The sequence below is a fragment of the Rhodoferax sediminis genome, assembly GCF_006970865.1.
Taxonomy (GTDB): Bacteria; Pseudomonadota; Gammaproteobacteria; order Burkholderiales; family Burkholderiaceae_C; genus Rhodoferax_A; species Rhodoferax_A sediminis.
On record NZ_CP035503.1, the window covers coordinates 2,121,313 to 2,133,964 of the forward strand.

General features: G+C 64.3%; 13 protein-coding genes. 8 read left to right on the top strand and 5 right to left on the bottom strand.

From position 1 onward, the window contains the following. Positions 1 to 8: 8 nt before the first annotated feature. The 5 genes from infB (at position 9) to EUB48_RS10240 (ending at position 7,159) form a co-directional block, all read left to right on the top strand. Complete coding sequence (gene infB / locus EUB48_RS10220) at positions 9 to 2,909, top strand: translation initiation factor IF-2 (protein WP_142818820.1); 2,901 nt, start codon at positions 9 to 11, stop codon at positions 2,907 to 2,909. Positions 2,910 to 2,928: 19 nt separating this feature from the next. Continuing rightward, complete coding sequence (gene rbfA / locus EUB48_RS10225) at positions 2,929 to 3,297, top strand: 30S ribosome-binding factor RbfA (RefSeq protein ID WP_142818822.1); 369 nt, start codon at positions 2,929 to 2,931, stop codon at positions 3,295 to 3,297. Between the two features lie 85 nt (positions 3,298 to 3,382). Further along, a complete protein-coding gene (gene truB, locus EUB48_RS10230; RefSeq protein ID WP_142821195.1) occupies positions 3,383 to 4,342 on the top strand; it encodes a tRNA pseudouridine(55) synthase TruB in 960 nt (319 codons plus the stop codon). Beyond that, complete coding sequence (gene typA, locus EUB48_RS10235; RefSeq protein WP_142818824.1) at positions 4,339 to 6,171, top strand: translational GTPase TypA; 1,833 nt, start codon at positions 4,339 to 4,341, stop codon at positions 6,169 to 6,171. Before truB ends, typA begins: the two co-directional genes overlap by 4 nt. 49 nt (positions 6,172 to 6,220) lie before the next feature. After that, entirely contained in the window at positions 6,221 to 7,159 is a 939-nt protein-coding gene (locus EUB48_RS10240) for a DMT family transporter (protein WP_142818826.1), read from the top strand. A 55-nt stretch (positions 7,160 to 7,214) separates the two neighbouring features. Here the strand turns inward: EUB48_RS10240 and EUB48_RS10245 are convergent, their stop codons facing one another. The 4 genes from EUB48_RS10245 to smpB all read right to left on the bottom strand — a co-directional run bounded on the left by EUB48_RS10245 (position 7,215) and on the right by smpB (position 9,616). Next, positions 7,215 to 8,081 carry an anti-sigma factor family protein gene (locus EUB48_RS10245; RefSeq protein ID WP_142818828.1) on the bottom strand — a complete coding sequence of 289 codons (867 nt, stop codon included), beginning with the start codon at positions 8,079 to 8,081 and terminating at the stop codon, positions 7,215 to 7,217. Positions 8,082 to 8,098: 17 nt separating this feature from the next. Further along, positions 8,099 to 8,623, bottom strand: a complete 525-nt coding sequence (locus tag EUB48_RS10250) for a sigma-70 family RNA polymerase sigma factor (protein WP_142818830.1) — start codon at positions 8,621 to 8,623, stop codon at positions 8,099 to 8,101. Between the two features lie 27 nt (positions 8,624 to 8,650). Then, a complete protein-coding gene (locus EUB48_RS10255) occupies positions 8,651 to 9,025 on the bottom strand; it encodes a COG4315 family predicted lipoprotein (protein WP_142818832.1) in 375 nt (124 codons plus the stop codon). Positions 9,026 to 9,130: 105 nt separating this feature from the next. Continuing rightward, a complete protein-coding gene (gene smpB / locus EUB48_RS10260) occupies positions 9,131 to 9,616 on the bottom strand; it encodes an SsrA-binding protein SmpB (protein ID WP_142818834.1) in 486 nt (161 codons plus the stop codon). Between the two features lie 79 nt (positions 9,617 to 9,695). Between smpB and EUB48_RS10265 the strand changes: the two genes are divergently transcribed. Both EUB48_RS10265 and EUB48_RS10270 read left to right on the top strand, forming a co-directional pair. Next, complete coding sequence (locus EUB48_RS10265; protein WP_142818836.1) at positions 9,696 to 10,136, top strand: type II toxin-antitoxin system RatA family toxin; 441 nt, start codon at positions 9,696 to 9,698, stop codon at positions 10,134 to 10,136. A gap of 4 nt (positions 10,137 to 10,140) precedes the next feature. Then, on the top strand, positions 10,141 to 10,476 hold the full coding sequence (locus EUB48_RS10270; RefSeq protein WP_142818838.1) for an RnfH family protein: 336 nt from the start codon (positions 10,141 to 10,143) through the stop codon (positions 10,474 to 10,476). Positions 10,477 to 10,504: 28 nt separating this feature from the next. Here EUB48_RS10270 and EUB48_RS10275 read toward each other — a convergent pair whose 3' ends face one another. After that, entirely contained in the window at positions 10,505 to 11,023 is a 519-nt protein-coding gene (locus EUB48_RS10275; protein ID WP_142821196.1) for a DUF4124 domain-containing protein, read from the bottom strand. Between the two features lie 151 nt (positions 11,024 to 11,174). On the opposite strand from EUB48_RS10275, the gene guaB reads away from it, so the two are divergent. Continuing rightward, on the top strand, positions 11,175 to 12,644 hold the full coding sequence (gene guaB, locus EUB48_RS10280; RefSeq protein WP_142818840.1) for an IMP dehydrogenase: 1,470 nt from the start codon (positions 11,175 to 11,177) through the stop codon (positions 12,642 to 12,644). The last annotated feature ends 8 nt before the right edge of the window (positions 12,645 to 12,652 follow it).

Here is a 12,652-nt window from a genome sequence, read left to right on the forward strand (position 1 = left end):
AACCAAATATGTCCAGTACTACAGTCGCCGAGTTTGCAACCGAACTCAAGAAATCAACCACAACGCTGCTTGAACAGCTCAAGTCGGCGGGGGTGGCCAAAACGGCCGCGTCCGACCCATTGACCGAGGCCGACAAGCACAAGCTGCTGGTGCACCTGCAAGCCAGCCACGGCACGGCAAGCACCGAGCGCAAGAAGATCACGCTGGTGAAAAAATCCACCAGCGAGATCAAGCAGGCCGACGCCACCGGCAAGGCCCGCACCATTCAGGTGGAAGTGCGCAAGAAGCGCACGTTCGTGAAGCGCGATGAGGACCTCGACGCGCCGGTGGAGGTCGCCGAGCCCGCTCTGGAAGCGCCCGCACAATCCGTGATCAGCGATGCCGAACTTGGCCGCCGCGAGGAAGAAGCCCGTCGCCAGGCCGAATTGATTCGCCGCCAGGAAGAAGAACTGGCCGAAAAGCGTCGCCAGCGCGAAGCGCAGGAAACACGCGAACGCGAAGCGGCGGACAAAGCCGCCCAAGCCGCCGTCGAGGCGCAGGCCGCTCAAAAACAGCCGGAACCTGCCTTGGCGCAGGCGGAGGGCGCCGACAATAGCGCAGCGGATGACGCTGCGGCCCAGGCGGAAACGGCAAGCCGCGCCGAGGCGCAAGTCCGCGCGCAGACGCAGGCCCGTGAAAAAGCTGCCAGTGAATCGAAGGCGCGTGCCGACGAGGACACGGCGCGCGCCGCAGACCTGGGCGATCGCCGGCGCAAGGCCGAGGCCGAGGCCGCAGCGATCCGCTCCATGATGTCCACGCCGCAAAAGGTGCTGGTGGCCAAGAAACCCGAGCCCAAAGTGGTGGCCAAGCCCGGTGCGGTTGACGCCAAGGGCGTGATCAAGGGGACACTGCACAAGCCCGTAGCTGTGCCCGGCGCAGTGGCCAGGCCCGGTGCTGCGGCAACCCCGGCAGGCGCGGCTGGCAAGGAAATCAAGTCGGCCAAGCTGTCTTCCAGCTGGGCCGGTGATCCGGCCAAGAAAAAGGCCATCCCGACGCGCGGCGACAGCAGTGGCGGCGTGGGCCGGGGCGGCTGGCGCGGCGGTCCGCGCGGGCGGCGCGGCAACGAGCGCGGTGGCCGCGAAGAATACGTGCAGATGACACCGGTGGAGGCGCGCGTGCTCGAAGTGCACGTGCCCGAAACCATCACGGTGGCCGAACTGGCGCACAAGATGGCGGTCAAGGCCTCCGAGGTGATCAAGCAGTTGATGAAGCTGGGGCAGATGGTCACCATCAACCAGCCGCTGGACCAGGACACTGCCATGATTTTGGTGGAGGAAATGGGGCACAAGGCCATCATTGCCGCGTTGGACGATCCGGAAGCGTTCACCGACGAGGAAGTGTCGCTGCAGGAGGCAGAATCGCTGCCGCGCGCACCGGTCGTGACCGTCATGGGCCACGTCGACCACGGCAAGACCTCGCTGCTGGACTACATCCGGCGCGCCAAGGTGGCAGCCGGAGAGGCCGGCGGCATTACCCAGCACATCGGCGCCTACCATGTGGAGACGCCGCGCGGCGTGATCTCGTTCCTGGACACTCCGGGCCACGAGGCGTTCACCGCCATGCGGGCCCGCGGGGCGCAGGCCACCGACATCGTGATCCTGGTGGTGGCGGCCGACGACGGCGTCATGCCGCAGACCCGGGAAGCCATCAAGCACGCGAAAGCGGCCGGTGTGCCAATCGTGGTGGCCATCAACAAGATCGACAAGCCCGACGCCAATCTGGAGCGCGTCAAGGGCGAGCTGGTGACCGAGCAGGTGATCCCTGAAGAGTTTGGCGGTGAATCGCCCTTTGTGGGTGTCTCGGCCAGAACCGGCGAGGGCGTTGACGCACTGCTGGAGCAAGTACTGCTGCAGGCCGAAGTGCTGGAACTGCGCGCGCCGGTGGACGCCATGGCCAAGGGTCTGGTGATCGAGGCGCAACTCGACAAGGGCCGCGGTCCGGTCGCGACGGTGCTGGTGCAATCGGGCACGCTCAAGACCGGCGACGTGGTGCTGGCCGGCTCGACCTACGGCCGCGTGCGCGCCATGCTGGACGAGAACGGCAAGTCGACCAAAGCGGCAGGGCCGTCCATCCCGGTGGAAATCCAGGGTTTGACGGAGGTGCCGCAGGCCGGCGACGAATTCATGGTGATGTCGGACGAGCGCCGTGCCCGTGAAATCGCCACCTACCGTGCCGGCAAGTTCCGCCACACCAAACTGGCCAAGCAGCAGGCCGCCAAGCTGGAGAATATGTTCACTGACATGGCTGCCGGCGAGGTCAAGATGCTGCCCATCATCGTCAAGGCCGACGTGCAGGGCTCGCAGGAAGCGCTGTCGCAGTCGCTGCTCAAGCTCTCCACCGACGAGGTCAAGGTGCAGATGGTCTACTCCGCCGTGGGCGGCATCAGCGAGTCGGACGTGAACCTGGCCATTGCGTCCAAGGCCGTCATCATCGGCTTCAACACCCGGGCCGATGCCGGCGCGCGCAAGCTGGCCGAGAACAACGGGGTCGATATCCGCTACTACAGCATCATCTACGACGCCGTCGATGAGCTCAAGGTGGCGATGTCGGGCATGCTCACGCCGGACAAGAAGGAAGAGGTCATCGGTACCGCCGAGATCCGCCAGGTGTTCAAGGTCAGCAAGATCGGCTCGATCGCCGGCTGCATGGTCACCGCGGGCGTGGTGCGGCGCACCGCGCGTCTGCGCCTGCTGCGCGACAACGTGGTCATCTTCACGGGTGAACTCGAGTCGCTCAAGCGCTTCAAGGACGATGCCAAGGAAGTCAAGGAAGGCTTCGAGTGCGGCTTGAACATCAAGAACTACAACGACATCCAAGAGGGTGACGTGCTGGAGTTCTTCGAGATCAAGGAAATCGCGAGAACGCTGTAATGGCGCTGGAGCAGTCACGGTGAAAAAGCAAGCCAGCAAGCCCAATCGCGGATTTCAGGTGGCCGATCAGATCCAGCGCGATCTGACGGAGCTGATCGCGCGCGAGCTGAAAGACCCGCGAGTGGGCATGGTGACGATCCAGGCCGTGGAGGTCACGCCCGACTACGCGCACGCCAAGGTGTTTTTCAGCGTGCTGCAGGGCGACCCGAAAGAGTGCGAGGAAGGCTTGAACCAGGCCGCCGGCTTTTTGCGCGCCGGCCTGTTCAAGCGCCTGCACATCCATACCGTGCCGACGCTGCATTTCCAGTTCGACCGCACCACCGAGCATGCGGCCGACATGAACGCGCTGATTGCGCAGGCCGTCGCCTCGCGTTCCAAAGAGGAATAGCGTGAGAACCGCCGGGCCGCCCCAAGGTGCGAAGGCCCCCTTGGGGGGCAGCGATTTACACGAAGTGAAAGAGCGTGGGGGCTACATCCGTGCGCCTCGTGCACGGGTTGCCAGGCGCCCCGTGCACGGGGTGCTGCTGCTCGACAAGCCCCTGGGCCTGTCGAGCAACGACGCGCTGCAAAAAGCCAAATGGTTGTTGCGCGCGGAAAAGGCCGGCCACACCGGCACGCTCGATCCGCTGGCCACGGGCGTGTTGCCGCTGTGCTTTGGCGCGGCGACCAAGTTCAGCCAGCTGCATCTCGATGCCGACAAGACTTATGAGGCGGTAGCGCTGCTGGGCATCAAGACCAGCACCGGCGACGCCGAAGGAGAGGTGATTGCACAGCGCCCCGTGAACGTCACGGAAGCGCAGATTGCGGAAGTCACGCGCCGGTTCACCGGCCGCCTGCGGCAGGTGCCGCCGATGCACAGTGCCCTCAAGAAGGACGGCAAGGCTCTGTACGAATACGCCCGCGCCGGTATCGAAGTGGAGCGGGCACCGCGAGACGTCGAGATATTTGAGCTAAATGTCGCTCTAGCCGATGTGGTGCAAGGGCATACCGCTATTAATATCAGAGCAAAATGCAGCAAAGGCACCTACATACGCACGCTAGGTGAAGACATTGGCGAAGCACTCGGTTGCGGCGCTCACCTCACGGCCCTGCGCCGCACGGCCACGGGCAACTTCGATCTCTCGCGCTGCGTGACGCTGGAGGCGCTCGAGGCCATGACGGAGCCCGAGCGCCTGGCCTGCCTCCTGCCCGTGGAATCGCTGCTGCCAGACCACATCCGCGTGACGCTGGATGCCGACGACGCGGGGCGATTCCTCAGCGGTGTGCGCCGGCGCGGCCACTGGCCCGACGCTGAACGGGTCGCGGTCTATGGCGAAGCGCCGCACGCCCTGCTGGGCAGCGCGCACATCAAGGCCGGCGAACTGATCCCGGGGCGACTGCTCAGCCCCCCTGAAATACAACAGATCCTCGAATATCCAGAAAGCAAACCATGAGCAACAAACAAATCCGCAACATCGCCATCATCGCCCACGTGGACCATGGCAAGACCACCATGGTCGATCAGCTGCTGCGCCAGTCCGGCACCTTTGCCGAGCACGAAAAGGTGGTCGACACCGTGATGGACAACAACGCCATCGAGCGCGAGCGCGGCATCACCATCCTGGCCAAGAACTGCGCCGTGAGCTGGAAAGGCACGCACATCAACATCGTCGACACGCCCGGCCACGCCGACTTCGGCGGTGAAGTGGAGCGCGCCCTGTCCATGGTGGATGGCGTGGTGCTGCTGATCGACGCGCAGGAAGGCCCGATGCCGCAAACGCGCTTCGTCACCAAGAAGGCGCTCGCGCTGGGCCTGCGCCCGATCCTGGTGGTGAACAAGGTCGACAAGCCGGGCGCGCGCCCGCAATACGTCGTCGACGCCGCCTTCGACCTGTTCGACAAGCTCGGCGCCACCGACGAGCAACTGGACTTTCCCGTCGTCTACGCCTCGGGCATCAATGGCTGGAGCTCGATGGAAGAGGGCGGGCAGGGGGAGCAGTGGGGCCCCGACATGTCGGCCCTGTTCGACACCATTCTGGCTCACGTTCCGCCGCATGAGGGCGAGGCGGACGCGCCGCTGCAGTTGCAGATTTCGGCGATCGACTTCTCGACCTTCGTGGGCCGCATCGGCGTCGGGCGTGTCAACGCCGGCACCGTCAAGCCCGGCATGGAAGTGCTCGTGATGGAAGGGCCCGATGGCGCGTCGCACAAGGGACGCATCAACCAGGTGCTGACGTTCCAGGGCCTGGAGCGCGTGCAGGTGACGCAAGCCGGCCCCGGGGACATCGTGCTGATCAACGGCATCGCCGATATCAGCATCGGCGTCACGGTGACGGACCCGCTGCAACCTGCGCCGCTGCCGATGCTGAAAGTCGACGAGCCGACGCTGACCATGAACTTTTGCGTGAATACGAGCCCGTTGGCCGGGCGCGAAGGCAAGTTCGTCACCAGCCGGCAGATCTGGGACCGGCTGCAGAAAGAGCTGCAGCATAACGTGGCCCTGCGCGTCAGCGAAACCGACGAGGAAGGCGTGTTCGAGGTCATGGGCCGCGGCGAACTGCACCTCACCATCCTGCTGGAGAACATGCGCCGCGAAGGCTATGAGCTGGCCGTGTCCAAGCCGCGCGTGGTGTTTCGGGATGTCAATGGCGAGCGCCACGAGCCGATCGAGCTGGTCACGGCCGACATCGAGGAGCAGCACCAGGGCGGCGTGATGCAGGCGCTGGGCGAGCGCAGGGGCGACCTGATCAACATGGAGCCGGACGGGCGCGGCCGCGTGCGGCTGGAATACCGCATCCCGGCGCGCGGGCTGATCGGTTTTTCCAATGAATTCCTGAACCTGACGCGCGGCTCGGGCCTGATCTCCAACATCTTCGACAGCTACGAGCCGTACAAGGGCGAGATCGCCGGCCGCAAGAACGGCGTGCTGATCTCCATGGACGACGGCGAAATCTTCAACTACGCCCTGGGCAAGCTCGATGACCGCGGCCGCATGTTCGTGCGTGCCAACGACCCGGTGTACGAGGGCATGATCGTCGGCATCCACTCGCGCGACAACGACCTGGTGGTCAACGCAACGCGCACCAAGCAGCTGACCAACTTTCGCGTCAGCGGCAAGGAGGACGCGATCAAGATCACGCCGCCCATCACGCTCACGCTGGAGTATGGCGTGGAGTTCGTCGAGGACGACGAACTGGTCGAGATCACGCCCAAATCGATCCGCCTGCGCAAGCGCTTCCTGAAAGAGCACGAGCGCAAGCGGGCCGGCCGCGAGAGCGCATAAGCCGGGCAGAAGGAGAGCCGGGCAGGAAGCTGTCCGTGCTCGAGACGCGATGAAACTCACCCATACCAAAGCCGTGTTCATGATGGTGGCGGTGACCCTGATGTGGTCGGTCGCCGGCGTGGTGACGCGGCATTTGCAAAACGCGCACAGCTTCGAGGTCACGTTCTGGCGCAGCTTCTTCACCATGGTGTCGCTGCTGGTGATCCTGCCCGCGTGGCAGGGGCGCGGCGTGTTTCGCGCCATGCAGTGGACCAGCCCTGCGTTCTGGATATCGGGCGTGTGCTGGAGTGTCATGTTCACTGCCTACATGGTGGCGCTCACGCTCACCTCGGTGGGCAATGTGCTGGTCACCATGTCGATCGGCCCCTTGCTGACCGCCTTGCTCGCGCGCGTCTTCATCGGCCATCGCATTGCGCCGCGCACCTGGGGTGCCATTGCGCTGGCGGGTCTGGGCATCGCCTACATGTTCGGCTCCCAGGTGAACGTTGCCGCTGGCAATGATGGCGCGCTGCTGGGATCCCTGGTCGCGCTGTGCGTGCCGATGGCGGCCGCAGTCAACTGGACCGTGGTGCAGCGCAGCCAGGCCCACGGTGAAAAAATCGATCTGGTCCCCAGCTTGCTGGTCGGCGCCGTGCTCTCGACCCTGCTGACCTTGCCGCTGGCCTATCCCTTCGTGGCCACAGGCCCCGATTTGCGTCTGCTGGCCTTTCTCGGGCTGGTTCAACTGGCGATTCCCTGCATTTTTTCGGTCATCAGCGCGCGTGTGCTGAAAGCGCCCGAGGTGGCTCTGCTCGCCCTGCTCGAGGTGATTTTCGGCATTCTCTGGGCCTGGCTGGGGGCCAACGAAGTCCCTTCCGCGGAAGTTTTGATCGGCGGCGCACTGGTGATTGGTGCGCTGGTCGGCAACGAAGTGCTGGGTTGGCGCAGCCGGGTCCGCCAGCGGTGCGGGCCGACCCCGGTCGCCATCCGGCCGTCAAGCCTTGAATGAGCGGCCGCACCTGCCCGTTGCCTGCACCGAGCCGGTCCGCCGTTGACCCGAACCCTCAGCGGGCCGGCTCAAGCTGCTGGTAGACCGCGTCAGCCAGTTTCATCAGACTCTCGCGCGGCAGCTGGCCGGCCAGCGCATAACCAAAGCCCTGGTCAATCCAGTAAAAGCGGGGTACCGGGCCATCGGTCGAGAAGCGAAATGCGGTTTCACCGCGCCCGTTGGCAGGCTCTCCTGTGGCGTGTGCGTTGGTCGCGTCGTGCGTCACGGCCCCCAGGTACAAGGTCACGCGCTCGCCGCTCGTGTTCTGGAACATGAACTGGGCGCGCGCGCCGTCGTCGCCGGGCAGCAGGCGTCCACCCACCAGCGCATAGCCCTGCGCCGACAGGTCGGGGATCTTCAAGGGCTTGCCCAGGCGTTTGGACAGCCATTGCACCAGATGCTCCTGCTGCGCCGCCGTCACTTCGACGGGGTGGCGCACCTCGGGCGCATAGACGGCATGGGCTACGGCGGCCTGATGTGCAAATTCCTGGCCGGCCCGGGCCTTGTCCAGCGCTTGCACCACTCCGGGCCGTAGCGCCTGGGCATGGTCGTAGCCGCCATGCGCCAGCCAGCCCACGCCAAATGCGAGCACGACGCCGGCGGCCATGCCACCCAGACGCCACCAGTGATCGAGTTGGTACCGTGCACCGGCAGCGCGTTGCGCGGCCGCCAGCAGGATGGGCGGTATGGCCTCGTCGCGCAACGATCCGTGCAGGCTGCGCAGAGCCTCGCGCTGGGCGCGCCAGGCCACCAGCGTGGCGTGGGCGGCGGGATCCTGTGCCAGCCGCGCCTGCAGTGCTGCCTGCTTGGCCCCGGTGAGTTGCCCATCCAGCAGGGCATGCAGCTCGTCCTCGGTGACCGGGGTGTAATTTGGGGTATCCATGGGGTGGTCCGAGGGCATTATTTGAGCCGGCGCAGCACAGGCGGGTTGCTGGCTATGTCGGGCCGGCCCTCCATCAATTCGCGCAGGCGGCTGCGCGCGCGCGACAGGCGCGACATCACGGTGCCCAACGGCACGCCGGTGATCCTCGCGACTTCGTCATAGCGCAGGTCTTCTACGCTGACCAGCAACAGCACCACCCGCTGCTCCTCGGGCAGGCGCAGCAGGCAGCGCTCGATGTCGAGCGCGAGGTCCGTTGCCGCACCGCTGGCCTGCAGTTCGTGGCCCGCATTGTCCACGTCGACCCGGACTCCCGCGGCGGATTGCCGCGCGCTGCGCCGCAGCTGGCTGACAAACTGGTTGTGCATCAGGGTGAACAGCCAGGCCCGCAGATTCGAGCCCGCCGTCCACAGGCGCCACTTGCTGCAGGCGCGCTCCAGCGTGTCCTGCACCAGGTCGTCCGCAGCCCAGGCATCCCCAGTCAGCACGCGTGCATAGCGCCGCAGGCCGGGGATCTGGGCAACCAGCTCGGAGCGGTGATCCATGGAGGACTGCGGCTGTCGCGCCGACTCTTACGGTGTGGCGGCGTGCCACAGTTTCAGAAAGCCATCGCCGGTCTTGTCACCGGGCTTGGCGTCCTTGGACCAGTAATACAGCGGTTTGCCCTTCACAGCCCACTGCATCTTGCCGTCGTCACGGGTGATCATCGTGTAATCGCCCGATGCCTTGTCGCTGCTGCTGGCCGTGAATGGCGGCCAGTTGGTCGCGCAGCCTCCATTGCAGGCGGACTTGCCGCTGCCTGCCGTATCCTTGTCGAAAGTGTAGAGCGTCATGTCGTTGGGGCCGACCAGCACGCCATCGGCCACCTTGGCGGGCGTTTGGGCGTACATGGAAGCACAGCCTGCAAGCAGGGCGGCGGCGAGGGCGGCGGCGGGTATCAGTTTCATGGGGTTCTCCATTGGGTTGCGGGAGCAGAAAAAAGGTCTGCAACCACATCAACGCTTCGGCATGCGGCTTTATTCCATGGCTGCTGCATTTATTTCAGCGTTGTTTCAACGATGCCGCACCTTCATGGCGCGTTCGACCTCGCGTTTGCCCTCACGGTCCTTGATGGTGTCGCGCTTGTCGTGCTCGGCCTTGCCCTTGGCCAGTGCAATTTCGCATTTGACCTTGCCAGCCTTCCAGTGCAGGTTGAGCGGCACCAGGGTGTAGCCCTTTTGCTCCACCTTGCCAATCAGCCGCTTGATCTCTTCCTTGTGCATCAGCAGTTTCTTGGTGCGCACCTTGTCAGGGCTGATGTGGGTGGAGGCGCTGCCCAGCGGGTTGATCTGGCAGCCAATCACATACAGTTCGCCGTCGCGGATCACCACGTAGCCATCGGTCAGCTGCACCTTGCCCTCGCGCAGCGATTTCACCTCCCAGCCTTCCAGCACCATGCCGGCCTCGAAGCGCTCCTCGAAGAAGTAGTTGTACGCAGCTTTCTTGTTGTCGGCAATCCGGGTCGGTTTTTGTGCAGCGGTATCGGGTTTCTTGGCCATGGAGTCCAGATGGGGTTGAAAAGCAGGCTTGTAAGAGGGCGCCCAAGGCTTGTCTACAATTCCGCGAGCCTTGCATTCTATGAAAACCGTCCACAAGTCCGTCCTGATCTGGTACAGCCCTGAAGAAATGTTCGCTCTGGTCACGGATGTGGCGCGGTATCCGCAGTTCCTGCCCTGGTGCGACCATGCCGCCGTGGTCGAGTTCGATCAGGCGGGCATGACGGCCGAGGTAGGCATTTCGTTCGGCGGCATCCGTCAGGTCTTCATCACCCGCAATGACCATGTGCCGGGGCGCCAGGTCGGCATGAAACTGATCAAGGGGCCGTTTTCCAGGCTTGATGGCCAGTGGAATTTCATCCCGCTTGGGGCGGGCAGCGAGCGGGCCTGTCGGGTCGACTTCACACTCAACTACGGCTTCGACAATGCCGCCCTAGCGGCGTTGGTGGGGCCCGTGTTCGACAAAATTGCGGGTAGCCTGGTGGATGCCTTCGTCAAGCGGGCCGGACAGGTTTACGGGTAGCGCCATGACGATTCGTGTCAGTATCGTGTATTCCGGTGAACCACGCCACACCCATGAGGAGTGGGTCACGCTCGACGACGGTGCCAGTGTCTTGCAGGCCTTGCAGGCAAGCGGTGTGCTGCAGGCATTTCCCGAAATTGATCTGGCGCATGCCAATGTCGGGGTCTGGAGTCGCAAGGCCAGCCTGAGCCAGCCGCTGCGTGAGCACGATCGGGTCGAAATTTACCGGCCGCTCGCGGTGGATCCCAAGGTGGCGCGGCGGGAACGCTTTCGCAAGCAAGGTGCCAAGGCGGCCGGGCTGTTTGCCACGAAACGCGCCGGCGCCAAGTCGGGCTACTGAATCAGGCGCCCTGTTGGGCAACGGCCGCTCAATTGCAATCCGAGTTGATGATGGACTGAACCCGTTGGGTTTCAGCGGCTCGCGCGGTGTCGTCCATGATTTCGCGTTCGCCCTTGTCATTGGTGCGGGCAATGCGAACGCCGGAGTCCAGGGTGGCTTTGGATTGCCTGGCGCGTGCGCAGTTGTCGGCTTTGGCCTGGGCTATCTTTTGTTCCTCGGCCTTTTTCTTGGCCGCTTGCGCGTCTTCGGCCTGTTTTTTCTTCTCCTCGAGTTCCTTGTCCTTGCCACTGAGCTTGGGCGCGATGCCTGCCGTCTGGGGCGCCGCAGTGCCTGCGTCGATGGTGGGTGCAATCGCAGCGGTGGGCAATTTGGCCGCCTGGCTCCGCCCGACGGGCTGCTTCAGGATATTTTTTTCCGGTGTGTCAGTGGGTGGAGGACGGTCACTGAACACCTTGCGGCCATCCTTGTCGATCCATTGCCACTGCGCCATGGCCGATATCGACATCAGGCAGGCCACGCCGAACAGGAAAACTCTAGACAAATTCATGCAGGCTAGTTTAGCGCCGGCATCGCGAATTTTGTGTTGCATTCCTCCCACTGGCATCTCGCGGAGCCGCAGTTCGCCAATTCTTGCAGGTTGTGGCCGCTCAGGGTAAGTACCAGAGGCACGGGTACAATCCGTTTTTTGGAGCTTTCTCATGCGCCTATTAGGAAAAGCGCTCACCTTCGACGATGTGTTGCTGGTGCCAGCGTTCTCCCAGGTCCTGCCCAAGGACACCTCTCTCGCGACCCGTTTCTCCCGCAACATATCCCTGAACCTGCCCCTGGTGTCCGCCGCCATGGACACGGTCACGGAAGCCCGCCTGGCAATCGCCATCGCGCAGGAAGGCGGCATGGGCATCGTGCACAAGAACTTCACCGCGCAGGAGCAGGCCGCCCAGGTGGCCAAGGTCAAGCGCTACGAATCTGGCGTGTTGCGAGACCCGGTGGTGATCACGCCCAGCCACACGGTACGCCAGGTCATGGACCTGTCGGAGCAGCTCGGTGTCTCGGGCTTCCCGGTCTGCGATGCCGGCAAGGTGGTGGGTATCGTCACCAGCCGCGATTTGCGCTTCGAGACGCGCTACGACGTGCCCGTGCGCGAAATCATGACGCCGCGCGACAAGCTGATCACGGTCAAGGAAGGCGTGACCGCCGCCGAAGCGCGTGCGCTGCTCAACAAATACAAGCTGGAGCGGCTGCTGATGGTGAACGACGCGTTCGAACTCAAGGGTTTGATCACCGTCAAGGACATCACCAAGCAGACCAGCTTTCCGAATGCCGCACGTGACTCGCATGGCAAGCTGCGGGTGGGTGCAGCGGTCGGGGTGGGCGAGGGCACGGAAGAACGAGTCGAAGCGTTGGTCAGGGCCGGCGTCGATGCCATCGTGGTGGACACCGCGCACGGCCACAGCCGGGGCGTGATCGAACGCGTACGCTGGGTCAAGCGCAACTACCCGCAGGTGGATGTGATCGGCGGCAACATCGCCACTGGCGCGGCGGCGCTGGCGCTGGTCGAGGCCGGCGCCGATGCGGTCAAGGTCGGTATCGGCCCCGGCAGCATCTGCACCACACGCATCGTGGCCGGCGTGGGCGTGCCGCAAATCATGGCGATCGACAGCGTGGCCACGGCCTTGCAGGGCAGCGGCGTGCCTTTGATCGCCGATGGCGGCATCCGCTATTCGGGGGACATTGCCAAGGCGATTGCCGCGGGCGCGAGCACCGTGATGATGGGCGGTGTGTTCGCCGGCACCGAAGAGGCGCCCGGCGAGGTGATCCTGTTCCAGGGCCGCAGCTACAAGAGCTATCGCGGCATGGGCTCCATTGGCGCCATGCAGCAGGGCAGCGCCGACCGCTACTTCCAGGAGGCTACCACCGGCAACCCGAATGCGGACAAGCTGGTGCCCGAGGGCATTGAAGGCCGCGTGCCCTACAAGGGCTCGATGGTCTCCATCGTGTACCAGATGGCCGGCGGCGTGCGCGCCAGCATGGGTTACTGCGGTTGCGCCACGATCGAGGACATGAAAAACAAGGCCGAGTTCGTGGAAATCACCACCGCCGGCATTCGTGAGAGCCATGTCCACGACGTGCAGATCACCAAAGAAGCCCCCAACTACCGCGCCGACTGATTTTTCTT

Bases quoted from the DNA above. Each gene is read 5' to 3' on its own strand.
- EUB48_RS10275 (WP_142821196.1), bottom strand. From the start codon at position 11,023: ATGAATTTGTCTAGAGTTTTCCTGTTCGGCGTGGCCTGCCTGATGTCG.
- EUB48_RS10240 (WP_142818826.1), top strand. From the start codon at position 6,221: ATGAAACTCACCCATACCAAAGCCGTGTTCATGATGGTGGCGGTGACC.
- EUB48_RS10270 (WP_142818838.1), top strand. From the start codon at position 10,141: ATGACGATTCGTGTCAGTATCGTGTATTCCGGTGAACCACGCCACACC.
- smpB (WP_142818834.1), bottom strand. From the start codon at position 9,616: ATGGCCAAGAAACCCGATACCGCTGCACAAAAACCGACCCGGATTGCC.
- EUB48_RS10245 (WP_142818828.1), bottom strand. From the start codon at position 8,081: ATGGATACCCCAAATTACACCCCGGTCACCGAGGACGAGCTGCATGCC.
- EUB48_RS10255 (WP_142818832.1), bottom strand. From the start codon at position 9,025: ATGAAACTGATACCCGCCGCCGCCCTCGCCGCCGCCCTGCTTGCAGGC.
- typA (WP_142818824.1), top strand. From the start codon at position 4,339: ATGAGCAACAAACAAATCCGCAACATCGCCATCATCGCCCACGTGGAC.
- EUB48_RS10265 (WP_142818836.1), top strand. From the start codon at position 9,696: ATGAAAACCGTCCACAAGTCCGTCCTGATCTGGTACAGCCCTGAAGAA.
- infB (WP_142818820.1), top strand. From the start codon at position 9: ATGTCCAGTACTACAGTCGCCGAGTTTGCAACCGAACTCAAGAAATCA.
- EUB48_RS10250 (WP_142818830.1), bottom strand. From the start codon at position 8,623: ATGGATCACCGCTCCGAGCTGGTTGCCCAGATCCCCGGCCTGCGGCGC.
- guaB (WP_142818840.1), top strand. From the start codon at position 11,175: ATGCGCCTATTAGGAAAAGCGCTCACCTTCGACGATGTGTTGCTGGTG.